The following is a 19,493-nucleotide window of genomic DNA, read 5'->3' as shown; positions in this document are numbered from 1 at the left end:
AGCCCTGGATCTTCCATGTACCACCGTATCGCACTCACCATGCGATGCTAGTCGCCTTTGTGAACTTGCGCGCGAACGAAAAAGAAGCACGTATCTGTGCGGTCGCCGCGCTGGGGGACAACGAGTATCCAGTAAGATGTTGATCTTCTTGCACTCAATCCTGCAACCAGAACGTATGAGTGGCCGAACGAGGATCGTTGACCTTTCGTTTCAGGGGCGAAGTCGCACTGACGGTCTCATGCTCCGAGCACCGGCTCCTTGCCGGTGAAGGCCCTGAGTATATTCGCCGTCAGGCGCGAAAGACCGTTGTCGCAGCCGTTCCAGGCCAGGGCGCCGGCATAGGCGATGGAGCCGACCGAAAATACCCAGCCGCCTCCATCGATCGGAAACAGGACCATGTCCGATCTCACCACGTCAGGCCGCTGTGCGCCTCCCTGATCCGGGAGCGAAAGAGTGAGATCCTCGATGACGAGCTGATACTCGTTGCCAAGCCCGGTCGAAGTCCCGAGCACATAGGCATGCTCGGGACTTCCGAGCGTAACGTCGTACCTGTCGACCTCGTCTCCCACCGCTCCACCCAGCACATAGCCGTAATCGCCGACGATTTCCTCAGTGATGCCGTCGAACAATTTCGCGGCGGGCGAATTGTAGCTCGCCTCCAGACGCCGATAGCCGCAGCCCTTCGACCATCCCTCCGATGCGAAGCCCACGCCCAGCATCTTGTTCGGGGCGCGGCCGCGCGTGCGCCAGATGCCGCCGGCTTCAGTCGTCGCAACATGGGTCCGTTCGCCATAGGGGGCATCCCAGCAGCGCGTGCCGCTGTTGTCGCGGCGCACCTCGATGACCCAGGGCTTTGCACCGAGCCGGCTCGTTACCCAGTAGAAGCCGTTGCCGCCAAGATACATGACCCGTCCGCCGTCATGCAGGTATCCGTCGAGGATATCGAGGCCGGTTCGTGTCCAGTATTCCGGGTGCGAGCCCGTGACGATCGCCGCGTACCGGTCGGCCAGGTTGCGGCCGCCACGTTCGAAATCCTCGTCGGTTGCGACATGATATTCGATGCCGAGGTGCTCCAGCCATTCGACGATGTACATGTCGACGGGAAAGTGACGGTATGAGCCCGTTAGCCAGTTCGGAAAACCAGGGCGGACGTTGAACAGCGGTCGTCTGCGGCCCGAATAGCGAACCGGCGTTCCGTCGGCATGGGTATCGTAGCAGGAGCGGCCCGGCTCGGGATGTGAGAACAGGTACTGTTCGTCCTCGGGCACCACCTTGTCATGAGGCATCACCGATGAGAAATCGAGCGAAGCCAGGTGGTCGTTCGCATAGGCCAGATAGGTGTTGGTCGGCACCAGGAACAGCACGGGTGCCGAGGTGCCCAGGACCGGTCTGACAAACAGCGGAAAATGATTGCGGCGTCCGCCGGCCTCGAGCCGAACTGCGTAGACTCCGCTTTGAAGGTCCTCCGGCAGGCGGAATTCGAGATTATACCTCCAGCCGGCATCCACCATGTCGTCGTCGTGGAATTGCAGCGCACAGTACTGCTCGGGAACTTCGACGAAGGAGTCGCTTCGCCCGTCCCAGTTGCGTCCGGTCACACCGCGCTCGACGCCGTTGACAAGGTGCCCCTGTTCGCCTCCAGCGTCCGGCTCAATCGTCTCCGACGCGAAGTCCCTGCCGAGTTTCCATGCTGCCCATGCCGGCTGCGTGGGAGTCTTCCCCGCGTTCCATGCGGCGATCATCTCGGCGGATGGCTTCGCGAGGTGCAGCGTTGGCGAGTCGATCTTGCCATTATATGGCTCCAGCGGCGACCCGGACCGGCCGATGCCGGCCGCCGCGAGCAGGAGCGTTGCCGCATTTGCCGTCGCGCCGGTTGCCGCGCGGAGCGTGCGTTGTGCCCCAACCTTGGCATCAAGACGCCTGAGGTCGATGCAGACCTCGCCGTCGCCGATGGTAGTCAGGATCGAATACCAGTGTTTGGCGATGATCGCATCCGGCAAGACTGCGAGCGTTGCGCTGCCCATTCGAAGCGCAAGACCGCCTGAGATGATGACGAGCGCGACGTCGCCAATCGACCAGATGGCCTGGGGCGCGCTCCGCTCGGGGACAGTCGGCCATGCCCAGCAATGGACGCTGATCGCCGCATCGTTGATCGGTGAGGGAAGCGGAAATTCGGCGTGCGAGCCGACTACCGTGGATTGCACGCCGCCGGAAACGGTGCGGTCGAGCACCGACGAGAAATCGACCACCTTGCCCTCGATCGCTTCGTCGCGCCCGGGACCCGAGACCAGTCGCACGAGGCTTGCGCGGACGGTGGCGTGCGGCGTGCTGATCGCGAGCCGGACGACATCGCCGGGCTCGCAGGACCACTCCTCGAAATAAGCCTGGATATCCATCTGACGCCGCCCACGCTCGCTGGTTAAGTCCGCTTCGGACGCGCAATGTCCGAGCGCGCGCCCATCATTCGCGGATCAAAGCCGGCGGGGAAACATCTGTTGCGGCATTCTGGAGTCCGGGAGCAACAACACTGGAGAAACGGACAGGCGCGCCGCGGCTGGTCCCGAAAGTCCGCGTCACAATCCGCGCAGGAACCGGTCGCCGAGCGCGACCGTTCCGTCGGTGTAGCCCGTACCCAGGCGTCGTGCGGTTTCGGTGTCCGAATGCGAAGCGAGCCAGGCCGTCAGCAGCATGCGCCTGAGCATCACGAACGCAGGCAGCATGGCCTCGTCGTCGCGCGAGACCGGTGCGACGGTCCGGTATCCCGCAAGCCACGACTGCTGGAGCAGGTCCATCACCGGCTCGTGCTCGATGAAGCTGACGGCCGCGGCGAAGTCATAGAAGAACCACGAGAAGCCGCAATCGTCGAAGTCGATGACGCCGAGCCGGTCGCCTTCGACGAGCAGGTTGGCGAGGCGGAGGTCGGCGTGAACGAGGCCAAACCGCTGCTCGCCCCGTCCGTAAGCCTCGACGCGCCGTTCAAGTTCGTCGGCGACCCTCTGCAGCAGCCTGCGGCCATCGTCGCGCAGGCCAAGACCGGCGCGCCAGTCACCCCATAGTGGCCGGCGGCCCAGCATGGCATCGAAATCCCAGACCTTGCGCTGGAACGTTGATGGCAATGTCCATCGGCGGCTGTGCGCGTGAAGCCGCGCGCTGGTCGCGCCGAGCTTGCCGAACCAGGTGGCCAGATCGTCCGAGGCGTCCGGCTCCTTGCCGCTGAGGAATTCGAATGCAACGACGTGTCGTGTCGCACCACTCAGGGGAATGGGGCATAACAGGTGTCCCTCCCGATCGGCGACCGGGCGCGGCGTGAGCACCACGTTGTCTGCGATCACGGCGTCGATCCAGGCGAGCTCGGACGCAATCTCGTCAGGTGAGTGATAGCCGGGCCGCTGCACGCGCAACACGAGTTTTTGCCGAGCGGCCGGATCTTGCGCGAGAAAGGTGGTGTTCTCGGAATGGCTGAGAAAGGCGAGCGTCGATTGCGATGATAGTCCCCAGCGCGGCAGGCTAGCGGCAAGAGAGGCCTGCATGCTCTCGATGAGGCCGGGAGTCATCATCGCGGCCAACCGACCGTCTCGGGCTCCGCGAGGTCAAGAAGGCTCGCGATGATGCGATCGGGAACGACGTCCGCCACCGCATTGAAAGGGACGTCGCTGGCGAGCAGGATCGACCGCATGCCGGCGGCCTTTCCTGCTGCGATATCGGTGCCGATCTGGTCGCCGACCATGACGGTCTCATGCCGGGCGGTGCCGAGATGCGCCAGCGCCTGTTCGATCAGGAACGGTTGCGGCTTGCCTAGCACGATCGGCTTCGTATTGGGAACGGCCGCTGCAACCGCGGCCGTGATCACGCCGACGCAGGGATCGTAGCCGTCATGAACCGGCGTCAGGACATCGGGATTGGTGGCGATGACGGTTGCGCCGGCGAGTGCGGCCCTGACCGCGGTGCGCAGCTTGGCGTAGTCGAGCGTGGCATCGAAGCCGAGCACGACGATCTTGGGCTTGACGTCGGTCAGGTGATAGCCAATGTCCTCGATCGCCTCGAGCAGTGGTCGTTCGCCGATCGCAAACACGGGCGTGGTGCGCGGCCAGCGCCGTTCGAGCAGGGACGTGACCGCCGAAATCGTCGTGAAGACCTGTGACGGTTCGGCCGGAATGCCGATGCGGCTCAGCTTGGCGGCAAATTGCGCGGCGGATTTCGTCGAATTGTTGGTGACGAACGCATAGGGCAGGCCCCGCTCGCTCCATCCGCGAAACGCCTTGACGGAGTCGTCGATCGGAGTGTCACCGCGATAGGCGACGCCGTCGAGATCCGAGATGACGCCGCGAATGGGATGGTTGGCCGGAGCAACGCGCTGTTCCAATGCTGGGATTCCGTTCAGTTCCGCGAGCGTGATCATATGGTTGTCTGCATGGCGTTGCTGCTCTGTGCATCCATGATTTGTGTGCTGCACATTGGAAAGGCGTCCTTGCCTTGCCGGTGTGCGCCATGCTTCCGGGAGCGGAAAATCTCCGTGCGCGAACTGCGGCGCCCCGGGAGTGTCAGCAACGGAATCGTGGAGCAGCAGGAATCGGGCGATTGCGGCCTTTGGTCTAGGCTTTGCAGGCGTGAAAGCCACGATTTGTGCAAGACGATCGAAACGGCTGAGTGCCTTGCGGCCTCGAGAGCAGTTTCAGCGTTGCCGAAATCATCGAGGGATTACCATATGATCAACCGCAGAGACTTGATGTTAGGGGGATTGGCCGGGGTCGCGGCGTTCGGCTTCGGGCGGGTCAATCCCGACTTTCTTGTGAATTCCGCCTTTGCCGCCGAAGGCAAGACACTGCGCTTTCTCGGCGCGGAAGCGCTGACCGGCAACTGGGACCCAACCACCCATACCAATCTCGGCCAGCTCATCGTCGAGGGCTTCGTGTTCGGCTACCTGACGCGGGCGCCGATGCGGCCGGAGAAGCCGGACGAGCTGATCTTCGAGCTGGCTGAATCGATGAAGCCCATCGACACCTATACGATGGAGGTGAAACTCAGGAAGGGCGTCAAATTTCATGACGGAACCCCGTTCACATCGGCCGACGTCAAGGCGACCTATGAATATGGCTGCCAACCCGATCGTCCGGCGCAGTGGTACCCCGGTCTCGTCACCGTCGACGTCGTCGACGACTACACCTGCCACATCAACACGAAGGTGCAGGGCTATCCGGCGACGCTCTACTACTACCTGTCGTCCTTCCTGCCGATCATGTCGGCCAAGGACGTTGCCAATAAGGCGCAGCTCTCGGCGCGGATGAACGGCACGGGCCCCTACAAATATGTCGAGCAGAAAGGCGACACCACCGTTCTCGCCGCCAATCCCGACTTCTTCCTCGGCGCAGCGAAGATCCCGGGTGTCGAGTATCACTTCGTCGGTGACACCACGACGCGCACGCTGTCGCTGTTGAACGGCGAGGCCGACATCATCGAGCGGCTCGAGCAGGAGCAGGTCGAGACCATCTCGAAGGATGCCCGCTTCAGCATCCACAAGGCGGTTTCGGTCGAGAACAAATACCTGTTCTTCCGCTGCTCGAAGAAGCCGTTCGACGATCCGCGCATTCGCCTCGCCGCATGCTACTCGATCGACCGCAAGCAGGTGCTCGACGTGCTCGGCGTCTCCGGCATCTATTCCAAGGCGCACATCTCGCCGGTCAAGTTCGGCTATGCCGAGGTGGCCGACTATCCTGAATTCGATCCGGACAAGGCGCAGAAGCTGCTCGCGGAGGCCGGCTTCCCCAAAGGCCAGGGCCTGCCCGAGCTCACCTATTACACGTCGGTCGGCTTCTATCCGAAGACGAAGGAATATGCCGAGTTGATTACCGGCATGCTCCAGGAGCAGGGGTTTAAGGTCAATCTGCAGACGCTCGAAGTCGCGGCGTGGGGTAATTTGCTTTACGACAAGCCCGGCGGCGGTGAGGGCAACATGATCGACTGCGGCTGGTGCACCGGCTCGCCCGAGCCGGATCTCGTCCTGCGCACCCACTTCCACTCCTCCTCCAAGCGCATCACCGGCATCGTCGACAAGGACATCGACGCGGTGCTGGACAAGGAGCGCAACGCCACGACAATCGAGGAGCGCAAGAAGATCCTGCAGACCGAGACGCTGCCGACCATCGCCAAGAAGGCCCCGGCGCTCGCGTTGTTCACCTCGGTCTTCATCCATGCCTACAGCAAGAAGCTGGATGGTCTGTACATCTATCCGAACGGCATGCAGGACATGACCAAGGCAACATTGGCATGATGATTGCTCGGCAGGCCGGGTACGCCCGGCCTGCCGGTTCGCGAACGCAGGCCGGATTGGTCGGGTCTGGTCCTCATGAATTGCAAGGGTAGCTCTTCTCGATGTTGATCCTGGAATTCCTGGTCAAGCGGATCGCGCAGGGCATCCTGATCGTCTTCATCACGTCGTTGATCATCTTCACGCTGCTGCGCGTGGTGCCGGGCGATCCCGTGCGCCTGATCGTCGGCGGCATGGCGCCGGCCGACGTGGTCGAGAAGGTCGCGACCAAGATGGGGCTGCGCGACCCCATCATCGTGCAATATGGTCGGTACATGCGCGGGCTGGTACAGGGCGATCTCGGGCAATCCTATTTGCGGCCGCGCAGCGGCATGATCGCGACCGGCGGGCAGTATGTTGACCCGACCAAGTCGGATATGGCGCCGGTGATCGATCTCATCCTCGAACGCCTGCCGTTCACGCTGCAACTGGGCGGAATGGCGCTCGTGTTCGCGCTGCTGCTGTCGTTTCCGATCGGCATCGCGGGCGGGCTGCACCAGCATCGCTGGCAGAATGCGTTGGCGTTCGGAATGCAGTCGCTGTTCGTCTCGATTCCGAATTTCTGGCTCGCGATCGTTCTGATCCTGTTTCTGTCGGTGAAGCTGAAGCTGCTGCCGGCGCTCGGTTACCAGGGGTTTTCCTATGTCATCCTGCCGGCCTTCGTGCTCGCGGTGGAGATCGCCCCCTTCATCATCCGCACGCTGACGACCTCGCTCGGCGAGGTCATGCAAGCGCCGTTCATCGATGAGGCGCGGGTGCGCGGCCTGTCTCGCCGCCGCATCGTCTATTCGCACGCCCTGCGCAACGCGGCAGTGCCGCTAGTCAACCTGCTCGGGATCCAGCTTTCGACGCTGATCGGCGGCGTTCTCGTAATTGAATACATTTTCGACTATCCTGGCCTCGGCAATCTGACCGTGGTCTCTGTCGTCGGGCGCGACTTTCCGGTCATCCAGGGCATCGCCATCACGACCAGCGCCGTCTTTGTCTTCATCAATATCATCGTGGATTTGGTCGCCTATCTGGTCGATCCCCGCGTGGAGATCTGAGCATGACGGCCACCACGATCATCGCCGAGGAGCCCGCCTTGCCGGCGGCCCCAATCCGTTCCGTCAACCGCCGCATCATGGCCGCCGCCTGGCGCATGCCGAGCTTCAAGATCGGTTTCTTCATCTTCATGGCGCTGGTGCTGGCCTCGGCCATCTATCCCGAGGTGTCCTCGATCAGTGCGACCAAGATGGTGGTGAAGGACAAGTTCATGTCGCCGGTCTTTCTCGGCGACAAATGGACCTGGGATCATCCGCTGGGTACGGATCAGCTCGGCCGCGACATGCTGATGCGCAGCCTGATCGGCCTGCGCTATTCGCTGCTGGTCGGCGTCGTCACGGTCCTGCTCATCTTTGTCATCGGCTGCGGCCTTGGCCTGTTCGCCGGCTTCAAGGGCAAATGGTGGGACACCGTCATCATGCGGATCACCGATGCCCAATTGTCGATTCCGATGATCATCCTGGCGATCACCATTCTCGGCGTGTCGCGGCCGACGGTGCCGACCATCATAATCGTGCTGGCGCTGTCCGGCTGGCCGCTCTACGCGCGCGTGGCGCGCAGCGCCGCGGTCACCGAGCGCGGCAAGGAATATGTCCGCGGCCTGCGCGTGCTCGGCGCCGGGGACTGGCGGATCCTGTTTCTGTTCGCCGCGCCGAACATCCTGCCGCCGATCGCATTCGTCGCCGTGCTCGACGTCGCACGCATGATGATCTTCGAAGCGATCCTCGGCTTCCTGGGGCTTGGCATCCAGCCGCCGACGCCGAGCTTCGGCAGCATCATCGCCGACTCCCGCAAATACCTGATCAATGCCTGGTGGATCGCGACCACGCCGGGCGTGTTCCTGGCTATCGCGCTTACCTCGATCAACCTGATGGGGTCGGCGCTCGAGAAGGCGCGCAACCGCATCTATGGGGGTCTCTGAGATGGATCTCTCGCTCATTCTGGAGGTTGACGACCTCACGGTCGGCGCTTCGGCGTCGGGCGCCGCGCCGATCCTCGATCACATCTCCTTCCGCCTCAACACGTCGGAGATCTTCGGCATCTATGGCGAAAGCGGCGCCGGCAAAACCGTGCTCAGCCGCGCATTGGCGAACTGGCTGCCGGAAAGTCTGGCGTATCGCTCCGGACGGGTCACGTTCGCCGGCCACGACATTCTCGGCGCCGGGGCGCGCGAGGTGCGGATCGGCCGCGACATCGCCTATATCGGCTCCAAGCCGCAAAGCTCGCTCGATCCGACGATACCGGTCGGGACCCAGATCGCGGAAAAGCTGCACAGCGTCAGGCCCGAATGGAATCCGCGCGAATGCCGCGAGCGGGTCGTGCAGCTCCTCGGCGAGGTCCGGATTCCATCGCCGAAGGAGCGCTATTGGGACTATCCGGCAAAATTTTCCGGCGGCATGATGCAGCGCGCGATGATCGTGGACGCGATCTGCGCCGAGCCCGCCGTCCTGATCGCCGACAACATTACCCAGCCGCTCGATGTCACCATCGCGGCACAGATCGTGGCGCTGCTCCACGACCTGTGCCTGCGCCACAGGATGGCGACAATCTATCTGTCGTCTTCCTTGCCCACGCTCGGCCAGTTCGGCGACCGCACGGCCGTGCTCCATCAGGGCCGGTTCGTCGAGCAGCAAGCGTTTGCCGGCCTGCTCGCCTCGCCACAGACCGACTACACGCGCAAGGCCATTGCCAGTGTGCCGCGCATGTGGGCGACCACCGAGGGCCCGCTGGCCCGCCGCAAGGCGCAAGACGAAGTGCCGCTGATGAAGGTGGAGCACGTTGTTCGGACCTATCGCGCGCGCAAGCGGGGGACGTTCAATACCTACAGCAACGTGCAGGCGGTGCGCGGCGTAACGCTCGACATCATGCCGCGCGAGAATTTCGGCATCGTCGGGGAATCCGGCTGCGGCAAGTCGACCCTCACGCGCCTGCTGGCCTGGCTGGAGGTTCCCGACAACGGCAGCATCGTCCTCAACGGCACGTCGCTCGGGGCGTTGTCGCCGCGCGAGCTGATCCGCACCCGCAGCGAATTCCAGCTGCTGCTGCAGGATCCGTACAACGCGCTGCCGCCGCGCACCACCGTCGGCCGCATGATCGAGGAGAGCCTGCTGATCCGCGGCAATGTCGCCCGCGCGGACCTGCGCAGCCGGGTCATCGCAGCGATGGCCGAGGTCGGTCTTGCCGCCGAGCTCTATGACCAGCTCCCGAACACGCTCTCCACCGGCGAGCGCCAGCGCATCTCGATCGCGCGTGCCCTGATCCTCGATCCCAAGCTGCTGATCCTCGACGAAACCTTGTCCGCGCTGGATCAACGCGAGCAGTCAAGGCTGATCGACCTGTTCTCGAAGCTGCAGGAGAAGAACGACCTCACCTATGTCTTCATCTCCCATGATCTCGCAATGGTGCGCAGGGTCTGCACGCGCATTGCCGTGATGTATCTCGGTGAGATGGTCGAGATCGCCGACAACCGCGAGCTGTTCTTCGATCCCCAGCATCCCTACACCAAGGCATTGCTCTCGGCCGCCCCGACGCTGGAGGAGAAGCCGTTCAACCCGGCGGACTTCTTGCTGGAGGGCGAGCCGCCGAGCCCGATCGATATCCCGGCGGGATGCAGCTTTGCCTCGCGCTGTCCGAAGGCGTTCGGCCGCTGCCGGCTGGAGACGCCGAAGCTGGTCGAACACGCGCCGGGGCGCTTCGCCGCCTGCCACCTTCTCGACGGCGACCCGGCGCAGGCCGCGGCCTGAGCGCTCAGGGCCGTGGCTTGAAGGGCCAGTCCATCGCGAACGAGCGCATGTCCTCCAGCGCCTTGGTCACCTGCAGGACGCCGAGATCGTCGAAGCGGTGCCCGGTCACTTGGACGCCGATCGGCAGATGGCGGGAATCGAATGCCATGCAGACGGTGGAGGCGGGCTGGCAGGTCTGGTTGAACATGGCGGTGAACAGCGTGTGCGCGAGCGGCATCTCACGCGACACGCCGGGCTCCTCGGCCGGGAAATTCACCACCGGCAGCGTCGGGGCGATGACATAGTCCCAGCCCTCGAAGGCCGCGAGCAGCGCCGCCTTCATCTTGGCGATCCGGCCCAGCGCCCGGTAGAGGTCGGCGCCCGAATGTTTCGCCCCGCCAAGGCACCATGCGCGAACGTAGGGATTGATGTCGCGTGCGGTGTCGCCATGCGGCGGCAGCGATGCATATTCGAGATAGCCGCGCACCTGGAGGAACAGGTCGATCGGCGCATAGGCGTCGTCGGTGAGCGGAGAGGTGAACGGCTCGACGATCGCGCCGGCGCCGGCGAGCAGCTTGCCGGCCGCATCGACCGCGCTGCGAACCGTAGCTTCGGCCTTCATGCCGAAGCCCATGTCGGTGAGGACGCCGATCTTCAGTCCCTTCACGTCGCGCTTCAGATGCTCGTGATAGCGCACGCCATCGGCGGGCAGGCTCCAGGTGTCGCGCTCGTCCTGCCGCGTCAGCACGGTCAGCAGGCGCGCGATATCATCCACACTGCGACCCATCGGGCCTGCCATGCGCATGGTGTCGGCCGGCAAATGCGGCACACGGCCATGGGTCGGCTTCAGTCCGGCCAGTCCGCAATGGGCGGCCGGAAGGCGGACCGAGCCCGCGATATCCGTGCCGACGGAAACATAGCCGGCGCCAGCGGCGACGGAGGCGCCTGCGCCGGCCGACGAGCCGCCGGTATTCCAGGCGAGCCCCCAGGGGTTGCGGGTAACGCCGTGCAGCGAGCTGATGCCCGACGCCATCAGGCCGCAATCCGGCATCGTGGTCTTGGCAAAGATCACCGCGCCGGCCTCGCGGAGCGCGATCGCCGGCGGCGAATCGTAGTTGGACGGCGGCAGGGCACGGTTGGCGCCGATGCCGTGAAAATAGGGCCAGCCGATCATGGCGACGCTGTCCTTGACCGTCATGGGGACGCCGTCGAGCGGACCCAGCGCGGTTCCCGCCTTCCATCGCGCTTCCGAGCCTTGCGCGCTTGCGATGGCTTGCTCCGGACGGAAGCAGAACAGCGCATTGATCGCGGGATTGGCCGCCTCGGCATGGCCGAGCACGGTTCGCAACACCTCCACCGGCGACAATGCGCGCGATGCGTAGGCCTCCGTCAGCCCCGCAAGGCTCATCCCGATCAGTTCCGCAGCAGACATCTTGGCCTCGACAAATGGCGTTCTGGATCAGTGTCCGGATAGCGAAAGTCGCCCCTGTCGGGGTAGTGCCGCTGCCGTAAGGGCATGATTTGGTGGAGTGCGAGGCATCCCTTTTGCATCTGTCTTGATCGAATTTGTCATCAAACCGGGAGGCCCGCGACAGGCGGGCCGAACGACACCCGCGAGAGATCAGAAGTCGTCATGAGCCAATCTGGAACGCAAATCGCCACGGTCCGGAACTACATTGCCGGGCTCCCGGGATGGGGGACGGGCGATATCGTGATCGAGCCCGCCATTCCGGTCCTCGCCTCGCCAAGCTGGCGCGGGGTCGACGGCGCTCCCTGGCGCGCCACCAGGAACGGAAGCGGCGAGAGCATCTTCATCAAGAACATGGATGTGGATGCCAAGCTCTACATCGACGTTGCCTGCGCGTTCGAAGCGGCCCGGCGCGCATCCGATCTCGGTATCGGTCCCAAGGTGCTTGCGGCGGATCCGGACGCGGGACTTCTGGTCATGGAAGATCTCAACCGTGGCTGGCGGGTCGGCACGCTGGAGCGGATGCTGGAGCCGAAGATCGTCGACGCGGTCATCGCGGCGCGGCGCCTGTTCCAGGCAGGGGCGCCTCTGCCGCGGCGCATGGGAGTCTTCGACGAGATCGAGCACTTCTACGAGGCGGCAAAGGCCGCGAAGGCGCAACTGCCGTCTGATGCGGAATGGCTGGTCAAGGAGCTGCGTTTTGCGGCCGATGCCTTGAGGAAACTCGACATCAAACCGGTGCCAATCCATGGCGATGGCAATGTTTCGAACATCCTGATCAGCGACACCGGCGAGGTTCGCCTGATCGATTGGGATCGCGCCACGACGGCGGACCCGCTGGAGGACCTCGGCAGCTTCCTCGTCGAAGCCTTCGCGCAGGAGCCGGAGGCGCGCGACGCCTTCAGCCGCAACGCCGGCGGATTCGACGAGCGCGCATTCAACCGCGCCCGCATCTACGGCATGGCGGATGATCTGCGCTGGGGCCTGATCGGCGCCGTGCTCGCCGCGCGGTCGGCGCGCAACACCTTTGAGTTTTACAAGTTCGCCAGCTGGCGCTTCGTACGTTGCCGCATGACGGTCCGGGAGCCGCGCTTTGGCGAGATGCTTCGGAGGATCGCATGACTGTCCGCAGGAAGCTCGGCGAGGGAGCGACAGTCCACGAGCGCAATATCGAGGCAGCGATCGCCCGCGTGCCGCAATGGCACGGCAAGGGGGCGGCCTATACCCCGCTGGTCGGCGGCCTCATGAATCAGAACTGGCTGGTCGAGATATCCGGCGATGGACGGCGCTACTTCATCAAGGTGCCCGGCGAGGGCTCGGAGATGTTCATCGATCGCGTGACCGCCAACGAGGCTGCGCGCAATGCCCACGCCATGGGCGTTGCGCCCGAGGTGATCTTTTTCGACGCCACGGACGGGCTCGAGATCAGCGAGTTCCTCGAAGGCTATCGCGCCTGCACCAATGCCGATTTCGGCGATGCCGCCATCCAGGCCGACGTTCTCGACCTTTACCGCCGCCTGCATGCCGGCCCGAAGCTCGGCCAGACCAAGACCATCTTCGACATGATCGAGGAACATATCGAGCAGGGCAGGGGGCTCGGCGCGCATTTCCCGCAGGACATGCCCTGGCTGATGCATCGCTACAATCAGGCCAAGTCGGCGTTCCTGGCGTCGGGTCTCGATCTCGTGCCGTGCTTCAACGATCCGATGCCGGGCAATTTCCTGATCTCGGCGGAATCAGGCGCCCCAAGGCCGATGAAGCTGATCGACTATGAGTTCGCTTCCAACAACGAGCGTAGCTATGAGCTCGGCGTCCTGTTCGCCGAGATGTTCTTCGACGAGCATCTGACGGAGGCCCTGATCGAGCAATATCTGGGCGAGGTGCGGCCGCAGATGGTCGCGCGCGTGATACTCAACCGGGCGCTCGCCGACCTGAAATGGGCGTCATGGGCGGTCGTGAACAGGAAGCTCAAGGACTGGGATTTCGACTATCAGAAGTACGGCGTCTGGAAATACATGCGTGCCCGCGACGTGATGTACGATCCCCGCTGGGATGGCTGGTTGCGGCTCGTCTGAGCCGCGCGACAGAAGGGTTTCCGCAGTTATTGATTGAGGATCGCGAGCGCCTGCTCGAGCAGGCTGTCGTTCGCGGCCGCGATGATCCGGCCATCGGATTCCGGCGACAGCGGCCGCCCCTGCCAGTCGCGGACGATGCCGCCAGCGCCCTCGACCACCGGAATCAGCGGCATGAAGTCGAACGACTTGAGGGAGGTTTCGACCACGAGATCGCAGTGGCCGGATGCGAGCAGGCCATATTGGTAGCAGTCGCCGCCAAATCGCCGGAACATGGCCTTCTGGCTGAGCGCATCGTAGCGGGCCCAGTCGCTGGGCGTGAAGAAGTCCGGCGATGACGTGTAGATCTGCGCGTCTTCCAGTCGCGTGGTGCGGCTCACCCTTGCCAGCTTGCCGTTGAAGGTGGTGCCTTGCCGGGTGCCGTACCACCGCTCGGCCAGCGCGGGCATATCGATCATGCCGGCGGTGATCGATCCATCTCTCTCGTCGGCGAGCGCGACGAGCGTGCCGAAAAGCGGCATGCCGGAGATAAAGCTCTTCGTTCCGTCGATCGGATCGAGATACCACGTGTAGCGGTCCCCGGCCGTCGATCCCATCTCCTCGCCGAGGATGCCGTGATCGGGGAAGCGCGAACCGATCAGCTGCCGTAGCTCCATTTCGATCGCACGATCGGCGATCGTGACCGGCGTCAGGTCCGGCTTGCGCTCGAAATCGACGCGGGAACGGAAGTGCGTCACGGCGATCCGTCCGGCCACGTCGGCAAGCTCGTTGAAGAACGAAGCGAGCTCGCTTGCGGATAATCTGTCTTGAATGTCGTCCAATGGTCGCTCCGGGCGGGAGGCGCGCCGACGTCGCGGGACGCACGACGCCTTGCCTTGGGATCGGGCGTTACGCGGTCTCGTGGACCGACTGCTTGTCGATCTCCCAATAGGGGGAGTCGAATCCGTTGCGCCGCGCCACTCGGGCGGCAGGGCTCCTCGGCTGCGGCGAGCGCACGCCAGCGGCCGGCTGCGGCGCCGACACGGGCGCCTGGCGAACGTCGCGCGGTGCCACCTTGAAGTGCCGGCTGAAGCAGCGGGAGAAATGCGACACGTTCTTGAAGCCGACTTCGTAGGCGACCTCCGAGACGGTCCGCCGGCCCTTCGGATCGGCGACTAGGATTTCATACGCCCGCTGCAGCCGCTTGGTCTGGACGAACTGGCTGACCGTGGTCTCGTTGTCGTTGAACAGGCTGTACAAATAACTGAGCGAGATGCGGCTCGACGCCGCGATCTTCTTCGGCGACAACGACTGGTCACCGAGATGGCTCTCGATGAAGTCGACGATCCGGCGGCGCAGGTGATAGCGCGCGTTGCGCACATCGGTTGCGGCGCCGCGATCTTCCGATCCGATGGTCAGCGCGACGAAGCTGATCATTTCGGTCGCGAGCGCCTGGGGGTTCGGCGGCGGCGAGGCGACGAACAGTTCGGCCACGCTGCGGATCATGCCCGCCAGCAGGTGCGTCATCTGTTCGTTTGGCTTGAAGCGGCGACTGATGTGATCTTCAACCGAGACGAGCCGGCCGCGCAGCTCGGCGGCCGGAATCCGCAACATCAGGAAGCGCGCGGTCTTGTCAGACGACAATTCGTAGAAGGCGAGCTCGCTGAGCAGGACATATTCGCCGGGACGTGCGATCCCGATGCGGCTGTCCTGGCTGAATGCGACGCATCCAGTCTGCGGAAACACCAGCACATAGGCGGCATCGTGGATGCAGGCAACGCGTTCCCAGTTGCGGGCAAAGGCGTGGTCCGGCCCGACGAGTTCGAGATCGAGGCGTCCGATCCGGGTCCGCCAATCCTGCGTGGGACCGGGGCCCTTGTCGTTGCCAGCATGAAGGCCGGTGTGTTCCTCGCGGGAGGCAACAGATGTCAGGCGTGCCATGGCTGGGCCTTTCTCAGGGTTGCGCAACGATGATCTCCGTTCCGGCTTCACGGAGAGCGGTTGCCAGAGCTCCCTCTGGCTGCCGATCGGTAACCAGGCGATCGATATCGGTCCAATGTGCGAAGACGGTGAGCGCACGCTGGTCGAATTTGCCGTGATCGGCTACCAGGATGGCTTCTGCGGCGCGCTTGGCCATCGCGCCATAGATGGCACCGGCCTCATCGTCGGCATCATTCGCGCCGCGCGCGCTGATGCCGGTCGCGCTCACGATGGCGCGGTTGGCCTCATAGCTGTTGATGTTCGCGATCGTCTGCGTGCCGAACACATAACCTTCGGTGGGGTGATAGCGGCCGGGACAGCAGAGCACGCGGATCGACGGATTGACGGCTAGCGCGGCCGCAATGGCGTAATCATGGGTGATCACGGTGATGTCTTGCGCGCGTGAGGCCAGCCGTCGCGCGATGTGAAACGTGGTCGCGCCCGCGCCAAGCATCAACACCTCGTTCGGCAGGATCAGGTCGGCGATCACCGCGGCCATCGCCTCGCGCTCGGCGATCATGATCGCCTTGCGATCGGTCAGCGCCGGCTCGAGCGCGAAGGGACGGGACGCCCCGCCATAGGTGCGGTTGATGAGCTTCTGCTCCTGAAGCTCCATCAGATCGCGCCGGATGGTCTCGCCGGAGACGCCGAGCACGGCGGCGAGCTCGGAAGCCCGCAGCGTCGGCGCGGCGGTGAGTTGCGAGATGATGTGCTTGTGGCGCGCGAGCTTCGAGAGGCGGTCGCCGTCGGCCTTTCGTGGCCGCTTGTCGGCCGCAGCAGGGGCGTCACTCGTCATTCGCTGTCTCTCCGGCTGCAAACCTCTCCAGCGTCCGTGCCATGATCGTTCCCCAAGTGATGTTGTGAGTCCACATCAATTGTGTGGCATATTCCTCATTTTTTGGGCGCCGTGCTGCCTATGGAATTCGCAAAGGAATCATGGCGATCACATAAGGCACTGAAACATATGAAGTATGGCTTTGGAATGCGGAGCGCATGTCTGGCATTCTGGTGTCTCTTGCCTGCAATCTGCTTTTCAGTTGTGGGGATTCGCACATAGATCCAAGGTCGCAGTGGAACGGCTGGGGAATGATCGCCGCAGGGGACGGCTTTGGTCCGCGCAGGCCGCGGGCCAAAGGAAAGGCAGGCGATGCAGCAGGAAAAAGGGATTCTGGCGTTGAACGCCTTCGATCAGAGTCGGGTGTCGTCAATCGACCCAGCGCTCGGCGAGGCGGTGCAACGACGCCTGCGTTCGTTCGGAAAAGCCTCGGTGCTGTTCTATCAGGAGCCGATCAGGATGGCGCGCGCCGAAGGCGTCTATATGTTCGACGTCGATGGTCGGCGCTATCTCGATCTCTACAACAACGTGCCGTCGGTCGGGCATTCGCATCCGCGCGTTGTCGAGGCGATAAGCCGTCAGGCCGGCCTGCTCAGCACGCACACACGCTATCTCAACGACGTCGTCGATGGCTATGCGGAGCGTCTCCTGGCGACGTTTCCGCGCGGGATCGATCATCTGGTCCTGACTTGCACCGGCAGCGAGGCGAATGACCTTGCGCTACGGGTCGCGAAAGTGACAACCGGGCGGATGGGCTTCATTGTCACGGAGACCGCCTATCACGGCAATAGCGCCGCAGTGACCGATGTCTCGCCGTCCTCGCGTCCCGGTCAGCCGCTGCCGCCCCACGTGCGGGCAGTTCCCGCACCCGAGATGTATCGCAATCCGGTCGGCGATCCCGGCCAGCGCTTTGCCGACAGCGTTGCCGCAGCGATCACCGATCTTGAGCGAAGCGGCTTCGGCTTTGCTGCGCTGCTGGTGGACACGATCTTTTCGAGCGATGGCATCCATGCCGACCCTGCCGGCTTCCTGGCCCCCACCGTGAAGCTCGTGCACGAACGTCAGGGACTGTTCATCGCCGACGAGGTGCAGCCAGGCTTCGGACGAACCGGGGCGGCGATGTGGGGCTTCGCGCGCCATGGCGTCGTCCCCGACATCGTCACGATGGGCAAGCCCATGGGCAACGGCTTTCCGATGGGAGGCGTCGCCATGCGCGCCGCGCTGCTCGATCGCTTTGCCGCGGAAGTGAAGTACTTCAACACCTTCGGCGGCAACCCGGTGGCCGCGGCCGCAGGCCTTGCCGTGCTCGACGTCATCGAGGACGAGGGCTTGATGCAGAATGCGCGCGAGGTCAGCCGTCACCTGATGGATGGATTGCGCGAGATCGGCAATCGCCACATGACCATCGGAGACGTTCGTGGTGCCGGCCTGTTCATCGGGCTCGAGCTGGTGCGCGACCGCGACAGCAAGGAGCCCGCACCGGAGCTCGCTAGCCTGCTGATCAATCGCCTGCGCCGGCGCGGCATCCTGATCGGTGCTGCCGGTCCGTTCGGCAGCACGCTCAAGATTCGTCCGCCGCTGTGCTTCGGCAAGGACCACGCCGACATGTTCATCACCGCGTGCGACGAGGAGTTGCGCGAGGTGGCCGCGTCGTGACGCGATCGCCGATAGCCCGCGATGCCACAGAAGCCGAAGATTTGAAGATCATGGATGCAAGAAGCGTACGAACTATCGCCGAGGCGAAGGCCCTTGTCGAGGAGCGGGGCCTCTCCCACGTCAAGCTCGGCATCGTCGATCTCGACGGCGTCATTCGCGGAAAATATCTCGCGCGCGACAAGTTCGTCGGCGCGCTGGAGGCCGGCTTCAGCTTCTGTGACATCGTGTTCGGCTGGGACTCCAACGACCAGATGTACGACAATTGTGCATTCACCGGCTGGCATACGGCCTTTCCCGACGCGACCGCGCGCATCGATCCTTCGACCTGCCGCAATGTGCCGACGGAAGAGAACATGCTGTTCTTCCTCGGTGAATTCGAGGGCGCCGCGGCGGGGGTGTGTCCGCGCCGGCTGCTGCGGCGCGTCATTGACCGCGCCGAGGGCATGGGATTCTCGCCGTCCGTGGCCGCGGAGTTCGAGTTCTTCGTGTTCGACGAGACGCCGCACAGCGTGCGCGAGAAGGGCTTTCGCGGCTTGAAGAATCTCACGCCGGGCTGGTTCGGCTATTCTATGCTGCGCGCCTCCGTCGAGTCCGAATTTCATCGCTCGCTGCTCAAGCTCTGCAACGAGATGGACATGCCGGTCGAAGGCCTGCACACCGAGACCGGACCCGGCGTGCTGGAGGCCGCGATCCAATACACCGATGCGCTCGCGGCCGCCGACCGCGCCGTGCTGTTCAAGACCTTCTCCAAGGTCTGGGCCGAGCGTCAGGGCAAGATGCTCACCTTCATGGCCAAATGGTCGAACGCCTATCCCGGACAATCCGGGCATCTGCATCTGTCGCTGCGCGACCGGGACGGCAAGCCGGTGTTTCACCAGGGCGGCAGGCCCGGCGACATGTCCGACATCATGCGCTGGTTCGTCGGCGGCCAGCAGGCGCTGCTTCCGGAGCTGCTCGCGATGGTGGCCTCGACCGTGAACAGCTACTCGCGCCTGATCCCCGGCTTCTGGGCACCGACCGACGCGACCTGGGGAATCGAGAACCGGACCTGCGCGTTGCGCGTCATTCCCGGCAAGCCGGCCAGCCAGCGCGTCGAGTACCGCGTCGCTGCCGCCGACATCAATCCGTATCTGGCGATCGCGGCCGCGCTCGGATCGGGCCTCTGGGGAATCGAGCACAGGATCGAACCGGACGAGCCGATCATCGGCAACGCCTATGAGCGCAGGCATCCGCCCGAGCGCGCGTTTCCGCGCACGTTGTCGGAGGCGGCCGACCGGCTGGTCGCCTCGCAGGCGGCGCGCAACCTGTTTGGCGACGTCTTCGTCGATCACTACGCGATGACGCGGCAGTGGGAGGAGCGCGAGTTCCGCAAGGCCATCACCGACTGGGAGCTCGCTCGCTACTTCGAGATCATTTGAGACGGATCCTCCCT

General features: G+C 64.0%; 15 protein-coding genes. 8 read left to right on the top strand and 7 right to left on the bottom strand.

What is annotated here, in order from left to right:
* Window positions 1-236: 236 nt before the first annotated feature.
* The 3 genes from ACVI1L_RS00510 to ACVI1L_RS00500 all read right to left on the bottom strand — a co-directional run bounded on the left by ACVI1L_RS00510 (window position 237) and on the right by ACVI1L_RS00500 (window position 4,618).
* Window positions 237-2,396 (bottom strand): N,N-dimethylformamidase beta subunit family domain-containing protein, encoded by a 2,160-nt coding sequence (locus tag ACVI1L_RS00510; RefSeq protein WP_456782031.1) that lies wholly within the window; start codon window positions 2,394-2,396, stop codon window positions 237-239.
* A gap of 177 nt (window positions 2,397-2,573) precedes the next feature.
* Window positions 2,574-3,557: a phosphotransferase enzyme family protein gene (locus ACVI1L_RS00505; RefSeq protein WP_456785494.1), complete on the bottom strand. Its 984-nt coding sequence runs from the start codon at window positions 3,555-3,557 to the stop codon at window positions 2,574-2,576.
* Complete coding sequence (locus ACVI1L_RS00500; RefSeq protein WP_456782030.1) at window positions 3,554-4,618, bottom strand: HAD-IIA family hydrolase; 1,065 nt, start codon at window positions 4,616-4,618, stop codon at window positions 3,554-3,556. Before ACVI1L_RS00500 ends, ACVI1L_RS00505 begins: the two co-directional genes overlap by 4 nt.
* 87 nt (window positions 4,619-4,705) lie before the next feature.
* Between ACVI1L_RS00500 and ACVI1L_RS00495 the strand changes: the two genes are divergently transcribed.
* The 4 genes from ACVI1L_RS00495 to ACVI1L_RS00480 all read left to right on the top strand — a co-directional run bounded on the left by ACVI1L_RS00495 (window position 4,706) and on the right by ACVI1L_RS00480 (window position 10,092).
* Window positions 4,706-6,268 (top strand): ABC transporter substrate-binding protein, encoded by a 1,563-nt coding sequence (locus tag ACVI1L_RS00495; protein ID WP_456782029.1) that lies wholly within the window; start codon window positions 4,706-4,708, stop codon window positions 6,266-6,268.
* A gap of 101 nt (window positions 6,269-6,369) precedes the next feature.
* Complete coding sequence (locus ACVI1L_RS00490; RefSeq protein WP_092083050.1) at window positions 6,370-7,350, top strand: ABC transporter permease; 981 nt, start codon at window positions 6,370-6,372, stop codon at window positions 7,348-7,350.
* Window positions 7,351-7,352: 2 nt separating this feature from the next.
* Window positions 7,353-8,270, top strand: a complete 918-nt coding sequence (locus tag ACVI1L_RS00485; protein ID WP_057020612.1) for an ABC transporter permease — start codon at window positions 7,353-7,355, stop codon at window positions 8,268-8,270.
* Window position 8,271: 1 nt separating this feature from the next.
* Window positions 8,272-10,092 carry an ABC transporter ATP-binding protein gene (locus ACVI1L_RS00480; protein ID WP_253589680.1) on the top strand — a complete coding sequence of 607 codons (1,821 nt, stop codon included), beginning with the start codon at window positions 8,272-8,274 and terminating at the stop codon, window positions 10,090-10,092.
* A gap of 4 nt (window positions 10,093-10,096) precedes the next feature.
* Here ACVI1L_RS00480 and ACVI1L_RS00475 read toward each other — a convergent pair whose 3' ends face one another.
* Window positions 10,097-11,503, bottom strand: coding sequence for an amidase (locus ACVI1L_RS00475; protein WP_456782028.1), 1,407 nt, complete (start codon window positions 11,501-11,503; stop codon window positions 10,097-10,099).
* 201 nt (window positions 11,504-11,704) lie between these two features.
* Between ACVI1L_RS00475 and ACVI1L_RS00470 the strand changes: the two genes are divergently transcribed.
* Together ACVI1L_RS00470 and ACVI1L_RS00465 are read left to right on the top strand one after the other, a co-directional pair.
* Window positions 11,705-12,661, top strand: a complete 957-nt coding sequence (locus ACVI1L_RS00470; RefSeq protein ID WP_456782027.1) for a phosphotransferase family protein — start codon at window positions 11,705-11,707, stop codon at window positions 12,659-12,661.
* Window positions 12,658-13,614 carry a choline/ethanolamine kinase family protein gene (locus tag ACVI1L_RS00465; RefSeq protein WP_076834241.1) on the top strand — a complete coding sequence of 319 codons (957 nt, stop codon included), beginning with the start codon at window positions 12,658-12,660 and terminating at the stop codon, window positions 13,612-13,614. The genes ACVI1L_RS00470 and ACVI1L_RS00465 overlap by 4 nt, the downstream gene beginning before the upstream one ends.
* A 26-nt stretch (window positions 13,615-13,640) precedes the next feature.
* Here ACVI1L_RS00465 and ACVI1L_RS00460 read toward each other — a convergent pair whose 3' ends face one another.
* From ACVI1L_RS00460 to ACVI1L_RS00450, 3 genes are all read right to left on the bottom strand, one after another.
* Complete coding sequence (locus tag ACVI1L_RS00460) at window positions 13,641-14,432, bottom strand: inositol monophosphatase family protein (RefSeq protein WP_168856097.1); 792 nt, start codon at window positions 14,430-14,432, stop codon at window positions 13,641-13,643.
* 67 nt (window positions 14,433-14,499) lie between these two features.
* Window positions 14,500-15,531: a helix-turn-helix domain-containing protein gene (locus tag ACVI1L_RS00455; protein ID WP_057020606.1), complete on the bottom strand. Its 1,032-nt coding sequence runs from the start codon at window positions 15,529-15,531 to the stop codon at window positions 14,500-14,502.
* A 13-nt stretch (window positions 15,532-15,544) separates the two neighbouring features.
* Window positions 15,545-16,366, bottom strand: a complete 822-nt coding sequence (locus ACVI1L_RS00450) for a DeoR/GlpR family DNA-binding transcription regulator (protein ID WP_253589681.1) — start codon at window positions 16,364-16,366, stop codon at window positions 15,545-15,547.
* Between the two features lie 351 nt (window positions 16,367-16,717).
* On the opposite strand from ACVI1L_RS00450, the gene ACVI1L_RS00445 reads away from it, so the two are divergent.
* Entirely contained in the window at window positions 16,718-18,061 is a 1,344-nt protein-coding gene (locus ACVI1L_RS00445) for an aspartate aminotransferase family protein (protein ID WP_253589682.1), read from the top strand.
* Window positions 18,062-18,111: 50 nt separating this feature from the next.
* On the top strand, window positions 18,112-19,479 hold the full coding sequence (locus tag ACVI1L_RS00440) for a glutamine synthetase family protein (RefSeq protein ID WP_057020645.1): 1,368 nt from the start codon (window positions 18,112-18,114) through the stop codon (window positions 19,477-19,479).
* Window positions 19,480-19,493 lie beyond the last annotated feature (14 nt).

It is taken from the genome of Bradyrhizobium sp. USDA 4516 (assembly GCF_054055915.1).
Note: the sequence above shows the minus strand (reverse complement) of the source record. Positions and strands in the feature narration are given on the sequence as shown.